At 40.0% G+C, this 16,704-nt stretch carries 20 protein-coding genes; 15 read left to right on the top strand and 5 right to left on the bottom strand.

Annotated elements, in window-relative coordinates:
- Positions 1-13: 13 nt before the first annotated feature.
- On the bottom strand, positions 14-628 hold the full coding sequence (locus tag H7992_RS12910; RefSeq protein ID WP_067209363.1) for a nucleotidyltransferase family protein: 615 nt from the start codon (positions 626-628) through the stop codon (positions 14-16).
- Entirely contained in the window at positions 625-1,629 is a 1,005-nt protein-coding gene (locus tag H7992_RS12905; RefSeq protein WP_187044855.1) for an XdhC family protein, read from the bottom strand. Before H7992_RS12905 ends, H7992_RS12910 begins: the two co-directional genes overlap by 4 nt.
- Before the next feature lie 141 nt (positions 1,630-1,770).
- Between H7992_RS12905 and H7992_RS12900 the strand changes: the two genes are divergently transcribed.
- The 5 genes from H7992_RS12900 to H7992_RS12880 all read left to right on the top strand — a co-directional run bounded on the left by H7992_RS12900 (position 1,771) and on the right by H7992_RS12880 (position 6,605).
- Positions 1,771-2,646, top strand: coding sequence for a YIEGIA family protein (locus H7992_RS12900; RefSeq protein ID WP_067209359.1), 876 nt, complete (start codon positions 1,771-1,773; stop codon positions 2,644-2,646).
- 73 nt (positions 2,647-2,719) lie between these two features.
- Entirely contained in the window at positions 2,720-2,911 is a 192-nt protein-coding gene (locus H7992_RS12895; protein WP_067209356.1) for a capping complex subunit for YIEGIA, read from the top strand.
- A 24-nt stretch (positions 2,912-2,935) separates the two neighbouring features.
- Positions 2,936-5,281: a xanthine dehydrogenase family protein molybdopterin-binding subunit gene (locus H7992_RS12890; protein WP_187044854.1), complete on the top strand. Its 2,346-nt coding sequence runs from the start codon at positions 2,936-2,938 to the stop codon at positions 5,279-5,281.
- On the top strand, positions 5,278-6,114 hold the full coding sequence (locus tag H7992_RS12885; RefSeq protein ID WP_082786571.1) for an FAD binding domain-containing protein: 837 nt from the start codon (positions 5,278-5,280) through the stop codon (positions 6,112-6,114). Before H7992_RS12890 ends, H7992_RS12885 begins: the two co-directional genes overlap by 4 nt.
- The gene (locus tag H7992_RS12880; RefSeq protein WP_082786816.1) at positions 6,114-6,605 is read left to right on the top strand and encodes a (2Fe-2S)-binding protein; all 492 of its coding nucleotides are present in this window, start codon (positions 6,114-6,116) and stop codon (positions 6,603-6,605) included. The genes H7992_RS12885 and H7992_RS12880 overlap by 1 nt, the downstream gene beginning before the upstream one ends.
- 19 nt (positions 6,606-6,624) lie before the next feature.
- Here H7992_RS12880 and H7992_RS12875 read toward each other — a convergent pair whose 3' ends face one another.
- From H7992_RS12875 to H7992_RS12865, 3 genes are all read right to left on the bottom strand, one after another.
- The gene (locus H7992_RS12875; protein WP_255428427.1) at positions 6,625-6,954 is read right to left on the bottom strand and encodes a hypothetical protein; all 330 of its coding nucleotides are present in this window, start codon (positions 6,952-6,954) and stop codon (positions 6,625-6,627) included.
- 261 nt (positions 6,955-7,215) lie between these two features.
- Complete coding sequence (locus tag H7992_RS24730; RefSeq protein ID WP_255428426.1) at positions 7,216-7,611, bottom strand: YuzC family spore coat inner layer protein; 396 nt, start codon at positions 7,609-7,611, stop codon at positions 7,216-7,218.
- Between the two features lie 90 nt (positions 7,612-7,701).
- A complete protein-coding gene (locus tag H7992_RS12865) occupies positions 7,702-8,910 on the bottom strand; it encodes a glycoside hydrolase family 18 protein (protein WP_187044853.1) in 1,209 nt (402 codons plus the stop codon).
- Positions 8,911-9,975: 1,065 nt separating this feature from the next.
- Between H7992_RS12865 and H7992_RS25090 the strand changes: the two genes are divergently transcribed.
- From H7992_RS25090 to H7992_RS12825, 10 genes are all read left to right on the top strand, one after another.
- Positions 9,976-10,140 carry a hypothetical protein gene (locus H7992_RS25090; protein WP_370569870.1) on the top strand — a complete coding sequence of 55 codons (165 nt, stop codon included), beginning with the start codon at positions 9,976-9,978 and terminating at the stop codon, positions 10,138-10,140.
- Between the two features lie 79 nt (positions 10,141-10,219).
- Positions 10,220-10,414, top strand: coding sequence for a GNAT family N-acetyltransferase (locus H7992_RS25085; protein WP_370569869.1), 195 nt, complete (start codon positions 10,220-10,222; stop codon positions 10,412-10,414).
- 258 nt (positions 10,415-10,672) lie between these two features.
- Positions 10,673-10,762 carry a putative holin-like toxin gene (locus H7992_RS25080; protein ID WP_354313069.1) on the top strand — a complete coding sequence of 30 codons (90 nt, stop codon included), beginning with the start codon at positions 10,673-10,675 and terminating at the stop codon, positions 10,760-10,762.
- A gap of 404 nt (positions 10,763-11,166) precedes the next feature.
- Positions 11,167-11,679, top strand: coding sequence for a D-glycero-alpha-D-manno-heptose-1,7-bisphosphate 7-phosphatase (locus tag H7992_RS12855; protein ID WP_067209342.1), 513 nt, complete (start codon positions 11,167-11,169; stop codon positions 11,677-11,679).
- Positions 11,680-11,891: 212 nt separating this feature from the next.
- On the top strand, positions 11,892-12,260 hold the full coding sequence (locus H7992_RS12850; protein ID WP_187044852.1) for a hypothetical protein: 369 nt from the start codon (positions 11,892-11,894) through the stop codon (positions 12,258-12,260).
- A 94-nt stretch (positions 12,261-12,354) separates the two neighbouring features.
- On the top strand, positions 12,355-13,179 hold the full coding sequence (locus tag H7992_RS12845; protein ID WP_187044851.1) for a plasmid pRiA4b ORF-3 family protein: 825 nt from the start codon (positions 12,355-12,357) through the stop codon (positions 13,177-13,179).
- Positions 13,180-13,234: 55 nt separating this feature from the next.
- Positions 13,235-14,275, top strand: coding sequence for a type 2 isopentenyl-diphosphate Delta-isomerase (fni, locus tag H7992_RS12840; protein ID WP_187044850.1), 1,041 nt, complete (start codon positions 13,235-13,237; stop codon positions 14,273-14,275).
- A gap of 129 nt (positions 14,276-14,404) precedes the next feature.
- On the top strand, positions 14,405-14,950 hold the full coding sequence (locus tag H7992_RS12835) for a DOMON domain-containing protein (RefSeq protein ID WP_187044849.1): 546 nt from the start codon (positions 14,405-14,407) through the stop codon (positions 14,948-14,950).
- Between the two features lie 491 nt (positions 14,951-15,441).
- Complete coding sequence (locus tag H7992_RS12830; RefSeq protein WP_067209327.1) at positions 15,442-16,008, top strand: GNAT family N-acetyltransferase; 567 nt, start codon at positions 15,442-15,444, stop codon at positions 16,006-16,008.
- 16 nt (positions 16,009-16,024) lie between these two features.
- Complete coding sequence (locus tag H7992_RS12825; protein ID WP_156476021.1) at positions 16,025-16,201, top strand: hypothetical protein; 177 nt, start codon at positions 16,025-16,027, stop codon at positions 16,199-16,201.
- Positions 16,202-16,704 lie beyond the last annotated feature (503 nt).

Below are 16,704 nucleotides of genomic sequence, written 5' to 3'. Positions count from 1 at the left end.
AGGATACATTCTATCATTTCGTTTTTTCTATTAATTGGAGTGCTTCGTAATCAGCCTCTGTATCGACATCGAATACTAGCCTCTTATCAGCACAGGGTAATAGCTTTCCCTTTTGGAGAAAATCACCTTGTAAAATTGCTTTTGCTCCTTTATCTCCACGTAACTCCATCAGTTCGTTGTACATGGAAGACGAAAAAAGGACAGGCGGCATGATTGTCTGTTCATATGTGGTAGCGACGAATCTGCACATCTGGTTGTTCTTCGTGCACGCAATCATTTCTTCGAGCATTTGGACGGTGATAAAAGGTTGATCCGCCAATATGACGATGATGGCATCCATGCGATCAGTTTGTGCCTGTTGAATGCCGTAGCGCAATGATTCGGATTGGCCATGATGTGCAGTTGGACATTTTATGAATGAACATTTCGCATCTAGTTTCATTTCAGCGGGAAGCCAATCTGCATCGTCCTTATCCTTTGTAATGATATAGACTTTATCGAGCGATGATTTCAAAGCTGTTTCAAGCGCTAAGCTACCTACTGTCATGGTTCCAACAGGTAGTGCTAATTTATTACTCCCCATACGGCTGCTGTTTCCAGCGGCAAGATAAATACCTGCGATTTTCATGAAATTCCCCCGCGTCTAACTGCTATAAGTTCTGCTACAATACTAACAGCAATTTCCTCAGGTCCATCTGCACCAATAGAAAGCCCTATAGGTGAATGAATCCAATTGGGAATTTCTTCGCCTAGTAAACGTTCAGTTCGTTTTTTTGACCCTAAAATACCAAGGTACAATAATTGATGGTCGCGGAGTCTATGCATTAGTTTCGCATCCAACTGGAAATCATGCGTCATAATGACAACTGAATCGAGTGGACTTAAAGAGATATTGTCAATTAGTTTCTCGGTGTCGCCAACCTGAAAAGATACTGCAGTAGGAAAATGAATTTCATTACAAAGTGCACTCCGAGAATCAAGCAGATGAACCGCATACCCAACGTTTCCAGCAAGTCGTGCAAGCGGCCGTGCATCAACGCCTGCACCGATTATATAAAGGGCAGGTTGAGGCCATATAAGTTGAAAATACATCATTTCGTCTTCGTCGTCCTTACTTTTTTGTCCTACTTTGTTTTGAAACGGAGTGAAGGCATCTAGTTCGAAGGGGATTTCACTTTGCCAGTGGTCGAGGCAGTTTTTGCTTTCATTTAAAAATGCATAGTTGTCAAACTCACTTATTGATTGGATAAATAAAACGGGTTCCATGGCCAAGAACTGTTTGTGCATTAAGGTTAGAAAGTGCCGGAAATCATTATCGATATCGCGCACAAATATTGAGACAACTCCATTGCATCCCGCACCACGCCCCCAACCAAGGTCATCTTTAGCACTTAAGTCATAGTGAACAATTTCTACTTTTCCTGTATTAAACATTTCTATGGCACGATTATGTAAATCACTTTCAAGACAACCACCGCTGATGATACCTGTATGTGTACCATCCTCTTGAATGAGCATCCAAGTACCTTCTTTCCGGTAAGCTGATCCTTCCACCTGAATAATCATCGCAAGTACAACGGGTTGGGTATCAATCAAAACAATTTCAATCATTTGCTGAATCGATTGCAAATCCACACCTCATTTCTTTCCACCCACTGTCGCCATTTAGCTAACCTTCTATTCATTCTCTAATATCGTTACCACATTATAATCTGTCGTTGTTTTGGTTAGAATGCGAGAGAAGTATATAACTTTTCGGGGGTGTAGTATTTGGATAACTATTTACTTCCGGTCGTAGTCGGAATTGTTTTTGGATTTGTGGCACGAACACTCTTGTTACGTACTGATTTTCGGCAATACCCAACGTATCCGACAGGGCGAATCATTCACCTTTCCTTTGGTTTCATTGCGGCATTCATCGGTGCCGTAGCGATTCCAGCAGTGTTGGAATCTGATTGGACTGCCGTGACATTCCTCGGTCTTGCTGCTACACAGTTTCGTGAAGTTCGGAAGATGGAAAGGGAGTCACTTCAAAATATCGATAACTTCGAACTTGTAGAGCGTGGGACGCCATTTATTGAGGGGATGGCACAAGCGTTTGAAAGTCGGAATTATTTAGTGATGTTCACGGCTCTTATCACTACATTGTGTGCTGTGTTTTCCTTCTGGTTGGGAATTATCGGTGGGATTGTCATGCTAGTCATGGTGAAGTTCAATATGTCAGGACAGTTATTGAATGCAATCGCGGATGTTACAGAAGCAGAGATTCGTTTTGAAGGTCCGACGCTTTTTGTGGGTGATATCCTTATTAAAAATGTAGGACTGGAAGATACAAGAAAAATAATTACCGAAAAGGCAGTTGGTGCAATTATCATCCCGAAAAATCAAAACAGTATTGTCACTTTGTCCTTCCTAGGGCAGCGACAAGCAATGTTGCACCATGTTGCTACTGTACTGGGCAGTTATCTAGATTCCGGTGAACCGGCATTGATTCCACTTACGAAAAGAGATATGGAGGACGGGCGAATCGCATTGTTCTTTTTGCCGCGTGAAAAAGATTTCCATCAAATCAAGGCCGTATTAGACAATGTCCCCGTATTGGATAGTGCAATCCGGATGCCTAAAGAAGCGGATAAAGGAAAATAGGGGAACTAAATCTAAAATGCGTGACGTTTAAAGGACAGTAATCTGGAGTCTGTACTATAAGGAGTTGAGTGGTTTGGAAAATCAGCATGCAGAGATTGTCGCTATCATCACGATAAAACCAGAATCACTACAGGGCGGCGGCGCGCCTGTTTTCATTGTGAAAGATCAAAAGGAATTACAGAAAATCAGCATGACACTAGAGAAGATAATGGATGCTTCAGCGCATGAAGTTGACACGGATACACTTGTTATTGTTGCACGTTAAATTTTGTCCAGGAGGCGTTTGTGAATGACGAATAAAATATGGACAACGGTTGGCAAGTCTGAACAACGAATTGATGTGGTAGAAAAATCGACGGGCAAAGTTAGATATGTTGGGGATTATTCGGTACCTGGCCTAATGCACGCGAAACTTGTGAAAAGCACTCAAGCACATGCCTTGATCAAATCCATTGACACGACTGAAGCGTGGAAAATGCCTGGCGTGCGTGCAATCGTGACAGGAGAGGTTTTCCCATTTCATATTGGCCCGATTCTTGCAGACCGCCCACCATTGGCATTCGGCAAGGTGCGGTATTATGGGGAGCCGATAGCAATTGTTGTGGCGGATTCTGAACATCAAGGAAAACTGGCGGCAAACAAGGTAAAAGTAGAATACGAACCGCTCCCCGTCGTGAATTCAGTCCAGCAGGCATTCCAAGCTGACGCACCATTAGTACATGACAATTCCGGAGACTATACAAAAATAATCGATAACGTCTATCCTGTTCCTGGTACAAATATCGGCAGTCACATTAAAATCCGTAAAGGAGATATCGGAACTATCTGGGCGAATTGTGCAGAAACGATATCGGCTTCTTATTCATTCAACCTTTCCGATCATGCCGCGATGGAAACGCGAAGTACCCGGGTGGAGATCAATCCGGACGGGAAAGTGATTATCCATTCCTGTTCTCAATCCCCCTATATGATAAAAAAGGTATTTAACCAGTTTTTTAATATTGAAGTAGGTAATGTTATCGTTCACATCCCGTTGATTGGTGGTGCTTTCGGTGGGAAAGGAGCTATTCAATTAGAGCCACTTGCTTATTTGGCATCGAAAGCTGTCGGTGGGAAAATGGTCAAGCTACAGTATGAGCGCGAAGAGGATATGATAACCGCCCCGTGTCATATCGGACTTGATGCAACGATAAAACTGGGTGTGACGAAAGAAGGGAAATTGATGGCGGGACAGTATACCTTCCTCGTTGATTCAGGTGCTTATACAGACCATGGGGCGGGTATAACGCAGGCAATTGCACTCGATTGTACGGGGCCATATAATGTTCCAAATGTATGGTGTGACTCCTACTGCATGTATACGAATCATCCGTTCGCAACGTCATACCGAGGCTATGGGCATCCCGAGCTGACTTTTGCTGTTGAGAGAACGATGGACATATTAGCTAAGCAATTGAATATGGATCCGATTGAATTACGAATATTGAATGTGATTAAACCCGGAGACACAACACCTACCCAAACAGTACTCACTACAAATAATATAGGGGATACTGAAAAATGTATTATTCGAGTAAAAGAATTGATTGGCTGGGATGAAGGGCAAAGAATCGCAGTTGGTGAAAATTTAGTGCGCGCAAAGGGAATCAGTTTGTTTTGGAAAACGTCGAAGACTGCGACGAATGCCCAAGCAGGAGCAGTTATCACATTTGAACCAGATGGAGCTGTGAATTTAAACTGTGCTGCGATTGAGCTTGGACAAGGAACGAAAACCACCCTTGCACAGATTCTTGCTGAAAAGTTGAATATGCCGATGGATAAAATTCACGTGATCATGGAAGTGAATACACAGTATGATCCACATCAATGGAGCACCGTAGCGAGCAGCACGACATTCTTGGCGGGACGTGCAGTACTAGCTGCCGCTGAAAGTGCAATTAAGCAAATGAAAAAAACGGCTTCCATCGTATTGCAATGTTCTGAAGAGGATTTGGAAGTGGGAGGCGGACGCGTCTATTTAGTACCTGACCCCGCTTACGGAGTCGAAATAAAGGACATTGCTTTAGGTTACACATTACCTAGCGGCCATGCGGTAGGCGCGCAGATTATAGGAACTGGTTCTTATATTCAGCGCCATTTGACACCGATGGATAAGGAGACTGGTTTCGGGAAACCGGGGTCATGGTGGTCTGTCGGTTCACAGGCGGTAGAAGTCGAATTGGATGAACGTAATTTCACGTACAAAATACTTAAAGCTGTCACGGTGCTTGACGGCGGTACCATTATTAATCCCATGATGGCGACGCAGCAAATGCGGGGCGGCATGTATTTAGGGTTAAGTTTTGCTAGCAGTGAATCGTTTCATTTTGATGAAAATGGGGTAGTAGAAAACGCGGATCTGCGCACTTATCATATGCTTCGTTACGGGGAACAGCCGGTAGAGTATTTGGTCGATTTTATCGAAACACCATTTGTGGACGGACCGTATGGTGCACGGGGAATCGGGGAACACGGAGTAATCGGTATGGCACCGGCGTTAGCGAATGGACTTTCCGAGGCTGCGCAAGTTGAATTGAACGAACTACCGCTCATTCCAGAATTAATATGGAAAACAAAGAAGGAGAGCGGACAATGATTGCATTCGATTTTAACTACTATAAGCCTTCAACCATTGCGGAAGCTATAGAGACGTATATTACAGCGACTAGTCTCCGGAAAAAAGTTATCTATTATTCAGGAGGAACAGAATTCATTACGTTCGCACGGACGAATAAAATGCATGCCGATGTGGTAATTGATATTAAAGGGATTCCTGAATGCAATATATGTGAAATCCAGGGAGGGCAGCTTATTATTGGTGCGGCGATTTCGTTAAATAAACTGGTGGAAACAAATCTGTTTCCCTTATTAAGCCAAACTGTTAAGCAAATTGCCAATCATTCTTCACGAAACAAAATTACGATAGGCGGTAATATAAATAGTCAATTGATATATCGGGAAGGCGTTTTACCATTTCTATTAGCGGATGCAAAGGTGAAGATTGCCTCACAGGGAGAAGAAAAAGTTGTTTCATTGAAAAAAATATTCGATCGAAAGATGACTTTAGATGAAGGCACATTCCTTGTTCAAATTATCGTCGATGCATCATTTATCGATTTGCCTTATCTTAGTTTGAAACGGACTCAAATGACTAAAGTGGGTTATCCTGTCGTCACTTTGGCGGCTTTGTTGAAAGAGAACCAAATCCGTGTCGCTTTTAGCGGGTTGTGTAGTTTTCCATTTCGTTCAAAGAAGATAGAAGCGATTGTTAATGATGATTCATTATCTGAGAGGGAAAGAATAGAACAAATAGCCTCCCATCTTCCAGCATCAATTGTGGATGACTCGCATGCATCCGCAGCTTACCGTGGATTCGTGTTAAAAAACCTGTTAGTAGATACGTTTGAAGTTTTGGAGGGGAAAAAGTGATCAATTCCATTGATACAACAAAAACAATTATTCAACTTCTTGTGAATGGTGAAACCCATGACGCGGTCATCCGGTCTGCCGATACGCTTTTGCATACATTACGCGAGCAACTTGGCTTAACTGGTGCAAAAAAAGCATGTGAAAACGGCGATTGTGGGGCTTGTACAGTCCTTGTAAACGGGGAACCAATGCATTCATGTCTATCCTTGTCAGTTGAAGCGGTAAATGAACCAATTATAACAATCGAGGGGTTGTTGGATTCTCCGGTTCAAAAAGCATTCATTGAGAAATGGGCCATTCAATGCGGCTACTGCACGTCAGGGTTTATCGTCAATGCACATGCCCTTATTGAAAAGCATCCTGACGCTGAAGATGAGACGATTGAAGAGTGGCTTCAGTCGAATCTATGCAGGTGTACGGGCTATCAGGAGATTAAAGAAGCAGTAAAAGCGGCGTTACTTGAAAAGAAAAACCTGCCTTCGACTGGTTGAATGAGTCGATGGCAGGTTTTTAATCTTTTTTGAAGCTATTATTTCCACTATTTAGCGAGTGGATAAGCTGTAAGGTTTGCGCAGCCTGTTCGATTTGTTGCCGAACTTGCTCCAATTGTTGCTGAACTGCGGTAGTCGATTTGGTAACCGCAGTCCCTTGCATTTGATTCAGCAGCTGTGATGCTTGTTGAAGTTGATGCTGTGCTTGTTGCAACAATTGGAGGTCAGTCGATGAAGTGCTCAACTGAATCGTTTGCATTGCCTGTTGCATTGCTTGTAGTGCTTGTTTCTTTTGACCTTGGAATTGTTGCTCCGTATGTGCTTGGTTCTTATCAGACTGTTGTTTCAAGAGGAAGACTCCTTTCGTTTGAAATAGACTTGTCCTCGTTAGTGTTAGTGAAATCAGTCCTTTTTAATCAATGATTATAGGGACAGATTTGACAATTCAAAACGATATAAAAATAACCCATCCCTGAGTAAATAGCTCATTAGGATGGGTTATTTAAGCTTATTGGTAAGCAGTTGTTACGCTGATTGAGTGGTCTTTTTTATTCTAATCAATCTAATTTCGCGTGAATTATGTCCGGAATACAAAAAAGATTCCTCAACCTTACCACTTTAATGTCATTAGTAAATGACAACATTCACCTGGATTTTCGTCGTTGTTTAATTCAATACGAATTCCAGTTGGACTAAAATATGTTTTGATTTTTAATGTGATGCCTGTTGATACAATTAATTCATCTACCTTTTTTGTATTTGATAGTTGTGCTGCTTCCATTAACTCATGTGCGAATTCTTTAGAGTTAACAATCTTGCTTGCTAATAAATCCGCTTGTTTCAATAATTCTTGAAATCTTAGGGCCGAAGTATTCAACACTTGCGTATTTATAGATGGAAAAGGACTTGGCGGTCTTAAAACGGTCTGTGGTTGAACATGCTCGTTGTACAGCCACCGTGGATTAGAATAAGGATTGACCCAGTGTGGATAAGGGTTATAGTGCATAAGAGTGCCTCCATTCCAAGTATCGGGTATCCTATCCTATGTTCAGTGACTCTGTACGGTTAAGGTTATTGGAAGTATCGATAATGAAAACTAGCGTATTTTTCGGATAGTAAAGTTGTCTTCCAGTAACAACCAATTTTGCGGGAATGGGTAACCAAGAACCCAGTAACTAATTCCGCGTAAATTATAGTCCTTTACCACATCAAACTTTGCTTGTGCACTGCGGGCATCTTCGAACCAGACTTCGTGGTTACGCCCCTCTGCATCCGTGTAGCGATAAAATGGTGATTGCGCTATTGGGTCATATTGAATGGCCACCCCATATTGAATAGCCCGGCGAATTGCTTCCTGTTGGCTAAATGTTTCTGCCTCTTGTCCTTGCACATGAGGAAGTAACCAGTCGCGCGCATAGATTTGAAAACCAAACAAGATTTTGTTTCTTGGTATTACGGTAACAGCGTAATCCAGCACCCTTTTTATTTCATTTAGCGGTGAAATTGCCTGTGGAGGACCTAATCGATAACCCCATTCATAGGTCATCAATACGACGAAATCGACAATTCTTCCGTGTTCTGCGTAATCATGTGCTTCATATAACACCCCTTTTTGCTCATCGCTAATCTTTGGAGCAAGGGCTGTTGAGACGGAATAACCTTCCGGATGCAAGCGATCCACTGCACGCTGCAAAAATTGGTTATAGTTTTCACGGTCGGCCGGCAACACATTTTCAAAGTCAATATTTAATCCTTGATAGCCTTTTTCTTTCATGACTTTTAAAATATTTGTTAATAAAACATCCTGAATATCAGTACTTGCAAGGACTGAATGCGCCAGACTAGATCCAGCGGCCGTGGCACTGAAATTTGTAATGGCCATCACAGGAACAACTCTTTCGGCAGCGGCAGATTGAAGCATAGCGGTATCGTCGATGGTACTTAGCCCACCATCTTCAGCGCCTGTTTCCCCAGTATTGATTGTGTAGGCATTCACATCAATAACTGGTTTATGGGCGGGGATGGTTAAAATAGTTTCGGATAAAATCATATTGGGATTTTGAATTTGATTTATCTTACTAATTTCTTCGACAGTTGTACCATAACGCTGTGCAATTTGTGTTAAATTCTCACCAGGTTGTACAGTATGTGTCTGAGTAGGTGTTGGAACGACTAGAGCCAGCCCACTTACTAGTTTGCTTGGACTTTCCAACTGGTTGGCTGTCACGATTTGAGTTACGGTGACGCCGTAACGTTGTGCAATCAACCATAATGTTTCCCCTGGATGTACTACATGAATTTGCATATAGTTCTCTCCTCATATATTCATCTCTTTTATGATATTCAAAAGGGACGGGGGATAGTATTGCAAGAGTGTGAAATACCTCTTTTTGTATTTTTGCAGGTATTATTCCCGCTGTTAAATGATTGAATATATATATGTCACTACTTGTAGATAATCTCAGTAAAAAAGGACGGACTATGGCAATTAACGGACTTCCTAATCATGATATCTAATTATCAAGAATAGTTTTTCATAAATAAATTATTAAAATACCCATAAGATCTCCCCATGCCATCATTAGATAAAGAGAAAGAAGAATTTTCATTCTGGAGGTGGATGGTCATGGCGAAAAGAAACCGAGGAAAAGCAATAAAAAAGCTCCCTTCAAAAGGAAGAGGAGACTGTCCGTTGTGTACTCGAAATAGAATTAAGTTATTATACAATCATAAAACGGAAGCGAAAGAACTCATTAAAGTATGTAAAAACTGCAGGGATAGATAAGCTTACAAGGCTACTTTAAACGACTTTTTCATTTTAAATGTAAGGCATCTTTTTAGATGCCTTTATATTTACATAAAAATGATGATAGAGGTATAAATCTTTCATACAGGAATAGTGGAATTTGGGTTTGGAGGAACGTATGTATGGTATAATAGAAGAGTAATAGAATAGGTGACTCAAGGGTGGTCGGCTCACTTCCGTACGAAAGGGGGTGGTGCCAATGACAGTATTCGAATCGTTAATGTTTGCAATTTCTTTTGCAACATTGATCGTATTGGTACTTGCATTTAACCATAAAAAATAACCCATCCTTGAGTTAAAGGCTCGATGGGTTATCCCTGTCATTTTGCCAATCCCCTTGTAGGGAACCTGCTTATTACATTGACCGTTTGGTGTTAGCGCACCAAGCGGTCTTTTTTATTGTATTCTAATCTTATTCTTATTATACGTTTGAGGGGTTTAACTTTCAAGTGTTTGATTCGAATAAGCTTTTGGATATTTGTATTCTCGAATGAGCTCGGCAAACAATTTAATCATGTTGCAATGAAACCGCATGGTATATTTATGAAAAAGGGGTTGCTGTGTGTGAGGAATGAATTAACGATTAAGGAGCTTCAAACACGTAACGAAATTGTTGAAGCATATCCGATTATGAGGCAGTTGCGAACACATTTGGATGAAGATACCTACTTGGAATTAGTCTGTGAAGCACAGAGAAAGATCGTTACCAACTGTCTGTGTACAAAGTGAAAGGGATATCGTTGCAGTAATCGGTTTCAAGCCAATAATCACACTTTATTATGGTCGATTCATTTGAATTTGTGATTTGGTGACGGATACCACGAAACGGTCTAGTGGGTATGGGGAGAAGTTACTTACCTATGTCCATAAGTGGGCAAAAGACAACGGCTATGAAAGTGTTGCGCTGTCATCAGGCTTGCAACGAACAGACGCACATAGGTTCTATGAAGAGAAAATGGAGTATGACAAAGTGAGTTATGTATTAAAAAAGTCGTTAGAATAGATATTTAAGATAAACAGGGAAGTTAGGTGGTGTATTACTTGGATAACGAATGGTTAGTCATCTGGTTTAATAACAGCGGGACGGTATGAAGTATGAAATCTGAAGAGACTATCGTTGGGGAAGTACTGGCAGACAAAAGTGGAAGAGTTATTTCATCATGAACTATTAGTTAATCTAAGAACGTCTGTATGGTATAATTAAGAGGTAATAGAATAGGTGACTCAAGGGTGGTCGGCTCACTCCCCATGAAAGGGGGTGATGTCGATGTCAGTTTTTGAAACGTTAATGTTTGCTGTAGCTTTCGCAACTTTAATTGTGTTGATTCTGTCATTTAACCATAAAAAATAACCCATCCTTGAGTTAACGGCTCATAGGGATGGGTTATTCTCACTCCGTAAGTGCTGATCCCCTTGTAGGGAACCGACTATTGCATTGATTGATCGATGCGACAACATCGATCAATCTTTTTTTATTCTAGTCAAGCTATATCCTCATTATACGTTTGAATTGCGCCCCTGACAACTTATTAGTATATTTGGATTTAAGTAAATAGCTTAAAGGGAATAGTTCCGATCTTTACCACCCTAGAAACTCACTTATTATTTTACATCGCTTACTAGCTGACTTCCAAATTTTTCTATACTCGAATTGGCTTCTTGTTAAAATCTACTTGAGTTTTCAGCTTCACGCAAGTTGACGAGGCAGGCGGTGTTATCACCCATGAATCAATGAAAAAATAAGGAGTGATTTAATTGAAGGTCGCATTTTTTGATAGGGATGGGACTATTATTGAAGACTATCCTGACCACAAGTGGACGGATATAAAGAATCCTGTGTTTTTAGCCGATTCAGTTCAGACTTTAAAGAGCGTTGACCAAAGAGGCTATGAAATAATTATCATCACGAACCAATATCTAATAAACGAAGGATTTATATCATTAGAGCAGTACCATGACATTACAGCAAAGATGCTATATGAATTATCATGTCATAAAATAAAAATCCTGGATGTATTTCACTGTCCTCACAGTAGGGATGAAGGTTGTGATTGTATAAAACCTCAAACCGGGATGATTATGAATGCAATACTGAAATACCCAAATATTAATATTGATCAATCATTTATGATTGGCGACTCAATCGTTGATGTAGAACTAGCTATCAACATGAAGATGAAGGGGTTTGGAATAGGGGTAGGTTCATCTTCCAATATGAAAAACATTTACGTTCTGGACAATCTCAAAGAGGTACTCGCTTATATATAAATTCACTCCTTATAAGATATGTAATCGCCTTTCCTCTTTATCAGCCATCATTTCGTATTCTTAACCAGTGATGACTCTAAGAGGCGAGACGAAACTACAACTTCGAGTGAGGAAATTGTATAATTAGACAAAAGCGTAGGAAAGCATTTTAGGAATTGTCTATTGGAATAATAATAATCCTATCTGATCCAACGGGAAAAGGGGTTATAAAATTGAACGCTATGAATAATGAATCAATTCCAATCAACTTAGTAGCTGATTTTGATGAGTTTGTTAGCTATATAAGCGGACATGTAGTTCAGCTAACAAAGGCAAAAGAGTACATATCAAGAAAGCATCTGCCCGCGATTAATGAACGTATGACCATAAGAACCAAGGATTGTACATCGTATACTGAACAGGCCTATTATTCTTTCATCCATTTCATCTATCACTTGGCTTTAAGCGGATGTTTGCTGGAAAAGGTGTCGGTAAAATCGGGACCGCTCCAACTGAAAGTAACAGAAAGAATGGATTTGTATAAAGAATTAACAGATGTAGAAAAATACTTTTTTTACTCGAAACGTTCTGGGTCGATGTGAATTGGGCGAGACTTCAGGATAAACAACATAATTCAATAGCTTTAACGCTCCCCGAAGTGTTTTCTATATTAAGTCAGGATGAGCCAGGACGAACTTGGGTAGTGAAGAACCCAAAACCGATGTCGGGCGGATACTAGCAAGTTGTACATATGATTGGTATTACTTCAATCTCTATTTTGAGTGGTTGGGTTTATGGATTTGCGAAGAGGATGTAGAACGTAAAGAACAACGTGATAGCAAAAGTGTATATTACGCCAAAAAGATTGAGGTTACGCAGTTCGGTACTCAAATGATGCCTATTTTACTTATTTCGCGAAACGTATGTGCATGGAATATCGCGTTGCGTCGGGAAGATGGAGAGTTCAATGTTATACCAGGTTCAATATTAGATGGGAGATTCGGTGCGTATTTATCCGATGAAGACCAAAGCGCCCAGCCATTTTTTCAACCTTTTATAAATTTATTTTCAAAAGATGAATTGATGCATACCTTGCCTAGAAACCGAAAGCAACTCATTGATGGTCGTTACACGTTTAAGGTTTCACTAACAAATAAAATATGGAGAAAACTAACTTTTTCAGCTAAGCATACAATGGACGATTTCCATCAAATCATTATCAAAGCATTTGAATTTGACGATGATCATCTGTATTCTTTTTTCATGGATGGTGAAAAATGGTCACATGATTGTATCGCATCTCCTAATGATGACTTTGGTCATGCGGATGCTTCTAAAATACAAATTTGTGCTGTTGGTTTTATCACGAGGCAAAAGTTTCTGTATATTTACGATTATGGTGACGAATGGACATTTTTAATAGAAGTAGATGACATAAACGAGAATGCTGAACAAATACTTAATCCTTATGTGCAAGAGACAAGGGGAGAGGCACCAGAGCAATACAGTGACTTCTACTAATTAAAGTAATTAATGAGTAATCACTAACACCATGGAGAAAGGCGAGTGTTTTCAAATGACTATACCAATTAACCAAAGAAAATCAGAGCATATTCAAATCACGTTGAATGAGCACGTAACGGGTGACACTATCACAACCGGCTTCGAGAAGGTTAAATTTATCCATAATGCGTTGCCTGAAATCAATTTCAATGATATCGCAATCGATACGACATTTTTAGGTCATGATTGCAAAACACCATTTATTATCAGTTCGATGACGGGCGGGGCTGCCTTTGCAGAAACAATTAATCGGAATCTTGCCGAAGCTGCAGAACAAAGAGGCTGGGGATTAGCTTTGGGTTCGACACGAGCGCTGATAGAAAGTGCGGAACATCGAGCTTCTTTTCAAGTAAGGAAATATGCACCGAGCATCCCGATAATCGCTAATTTAGGCGCGGTTCAGCTTAACTATGGCTTTGGCGTAGATGAATGTCGCCGAATCATTGACATAACAGAGGCGAATGCACTTGTCCTCCATTTGAACAGTATTCAGGAAGTGATTCAACCAGAAGGAAATACGGATTTCAAAGATTTATTGGAGAAAATTGAACGACTTTGCAGTGAGTTGGGAGTGCCAGTTGGTGTGAAGGAAGTTGGGTGGGGAATTGACGGGGCCACAGCTAAACGTTTATGCGATGCAGGCATTTCCTTTATCGACGTAGCGGGGGCAGGCGGCACATCATGGAGTCAGGTCGAAAAGTTTCGTTCAACATCTACAGTAAAGAGAAAAGCAGCTGAAGCGTTCAGTGATTGGGGCATCCCAACAGTCGAATGCATTACTTCGGTAAGGGGTAAAATTGTGGAGCAACCAATAATCGCAAGCGGTGGAATGCATACTGGCCTAGATGGAGCCAAAGCCATTGCACTTGGTGCAGACATGGTCGGATTCGGCAGATCGATTCTGAAGGAAGCCACGCAGTCTATGGAGGATGTCTTGGAAGTGATGGAAACGAGGGAATTGGAACTACGGATGGCAATGTTCGGTATAGGGTCGGCTTCGCTGGCTGAGTTGAAAGAGACGGATAGGGTTAGTTACCAGAATCACGTACGTTAAAGCCTTTATATGTCCTTAACGCAATTCAAATAATGAATTAGAGTTGTCTTTACATGATGTAAAGGCGACTTTTTTCATTTTTAGTTAGCGAACTATTTAATTATAATAACAAAGGAAAGGGGCTATTTGTTGAAGAATAAATTTTTCGTGATTCCATTGCTAATTGCAGTTACGTTCGGTGTAATCCTTAGTTTGAAAGCTTTCCCAAAACAATATACGGTTAATTTAGAAGGAGTAAAATATCAGTTGGGGGCGGAAAATAATTACTTCACGAAGCCTATAACTATACATATTGACGGGAAACTATATCAGAGTATCACAGGATCCAAAACCTTCAAAGGAACCATTGATATAGATGACGAGAAGATACCAGTACCGGAAGATCAAAGGGGGTTAGAAATTAAGTTTCTAGATAACGGTGGAGGACACATCGTATATGGTTATATCGAAAATGGACGTCCAGGCACATATGGTTATGGGGTACTTTATACGAATAGTAACTTTAGTGAAGTTACCGTTGCCACATTTCAAAAGAATGAGACGGTTCTATCTAATCGTGGTTGGTCATCTGAAAATGGTCAAATGTTAACCGCACCTGCTGTTAATAGGAGCGAAGCTTTGAAGATTCCGAACGAATTAATGCAAAATTATTTAAAAGGCAATACGTTAAAATGATCCAATATTATGCAGACATTATATGCAATTTTAGTGGGTAGTGAAATTACAGTTCAAACAACGAGTGGCCGTTATATATGAAGTAGTCTCAGAATGGTCTAACAGTAGATACTCTAATTAATCGGGTTAATCTACAATAGGAGGAGTAAATTTGATGACTAAAATCAATCACCAATGGCGCATTACAAAGTATAATCCTGACTTTAGAGATAAGGATGGCTATTATACATTATCGTAGGATTTTTAATTTGTCAGAAGAGCATCCGGTGATTGGTCGATTCGATATAACAATAGAACGAAAGGATTTCTTTCAAAGATCATTGAAACATAAGATGGATTTCACTAAATATGAATATTATTTTTGGGGTGAAAGTTAAAATCGTTTAGACTGCCTAAGCCCATTAGATATACTTGGACCATCTATCGTATCTATCAGAATGGGATTAAATTTTGCATTAACTATTAGACTTTATGGAGAAGAGGTAAATTTGATGGGAAAAGAATTTCCGATAATTGGAACTAGAAGATTAATCTTAAGAGAAGTAACAGCAGAGGATGCTAATGATGTGTTTAAATATCTATCGGATAAAGAGGTTGTGACACCTATGGGGTTAGCACCTTGCCAAACAGTAGAAGATGCTCAGAATGAAATAAGGTGGTATAAATCGATATACGAAGATGGTACAGGAATTAGATGGGGGATTACGCTAAAAGACTCTGGTGAGGTTATAGGAAGTTGTGGCTTTCTTAATATGCTTACCAAACATCATCGAGCTGAAGTCGGATATGAATTAAGCAAAGATCACTGGGGTACAGGGATTGCTAGTGAAGCATTGGAAGCCGTTGTTAAGTATGGCTATCAACACTATCAGTTAGAAAGAATTGAGGCTTTGATTGAACCGACGAATCTCCCGTCACAAAAGCTAGTAGAAAAGCAAGGTTTTAGAAGAGAGGGATTACTGAGACATTATGAATTTACTTGTGGTAAATTCGATGATTTATATATGTACTCAATCATAAAAGCAGATCTCAATATTGACTACATAGATACTAAGTAATAGTGAGGAAATACAAATGGCGGCGGAAGAGAATGCGCTTATTAAGGAATTCCGCTTTATTGTCAATTACTTAGGTCAAATCGGTAAAAGCATTATAAAAGAAAGAAGGTCCATTGCTAATAAAATAGCAATGGACCTTCTTTTCATGGGAAATGTACTCAATAAATTGGAAACCCCATATATAAAATATTGATCAATGAGCTATTGTGAGTTTAAGTAAGTCGATAATAGTTCATACAATCCAACGCCTTAATTGGTAATGGCACGTAAGACAATCGAGAAGTCGCTTTTGGGCAATTAAAATGAATTTTGATAAGGCGGCCTAACAGACTCTTTATGAAGTCTCGAAGTCGATCAATTAAGTGCACCTTAACTCTATTAACATCATCAAAAAAATAAGGCGCTAAGTTCGGTCAACTCAAAATGCGTATTGATATTGTGAACCAGGATATAGTGGGGGCGGAAATGAAAATAGTGGAGCATACAGCGTTTATCCAACTAACACCAATCATGTAACATTTCCAATGCAGTAAGCGTTTGTTATATTAGCGAATTAAAAGAACACTAATTAAAAACACAAAGTGACTGAACGGCAGAGGAAAAACAACTATTGTTTAATGAGGTTGAAAGTAAGTTAACTGTTGAGGAAATTTAAGTTTTGAAGGTTTTAACTAACAATGTGTTCAAACGATGTTA

It is taken from the genome of Sporosarcina sp. resist (genome assembly GCF_014302295.1).
GTDB lineage: Bacteria > Bacillota > Bacilli > Bacillales_A > Planococcaceae > Sporosarcina > Sporosarcina psychrophila.
The sequence above is the reverse complement of the archived record's forward strand: the minus strand, read 5'-3'. Positions and strand labels throughout refer to the sequence as shown.

Bases quoted from the DNA above. Each gene is read 5' to 3' on its own strand.
- H7992_RS12910 (WP_067209363.1), bottom strand. From the start codon at position 628: ATGAAAATCGCAGGTATTTATCTTGCCGCTGGAAACAGCAGCCGTATG.
- H7992_RS12890 (WP_187044854.1), top strand. From the start codon at position 2,936: ATGACGAATAAAATATGGACAACGGTTGGCAAGTCTGAACAACGAATT.
- H7992_RS12885 (WP_082786571.1), top strand. From the start codon at position 5,278: ATGATTGCATTCGATTTTAACTACTATAAGCCTTCAACCATTGCGGAA.
- H7992_RS24730 (WP_255428426.1), bottom strand. From the start codon at position 7,611: ATGCACTATAACCCTTATCCACACTGGGTCAATCCTTATTCTAATCCA.
- H7992_RS12865 (WP_187044853.1), bottom strand. From the start codon at position 8,910: ATGCAAATTCATGTAGTACATCCAGGGGAAACATTATGGTTGATTGCA.
- H7992_RS25080 (WP_354313069.1), top strand. From the start codon at position 10,673: ATGTCGATGTCAGTTTTTGAAACGTTAATGTTTGCTGTAGCTTTCGCA.
- fni (WP_187044850.1), top strand. From the start codon at position 13,235: ATGACTATACCAATTAACCAAAGAAAATCAGAGCATATTCAAATCACG.
- H7992_RS12830 (WP_067209327.1), top strand. From the start codon at position 15,442: ATGGGAAAAGAATTTCCGATAATTGGAACTAGAAGATTAATCTTAAGA.
- H7992_RS12825 (WP_156476021.1), top strand. From the start codon at position 16,025: ATGGCGGCGGAAGAGAATGCGCTTATTAAGGAATTCCGCTTTATTGTC.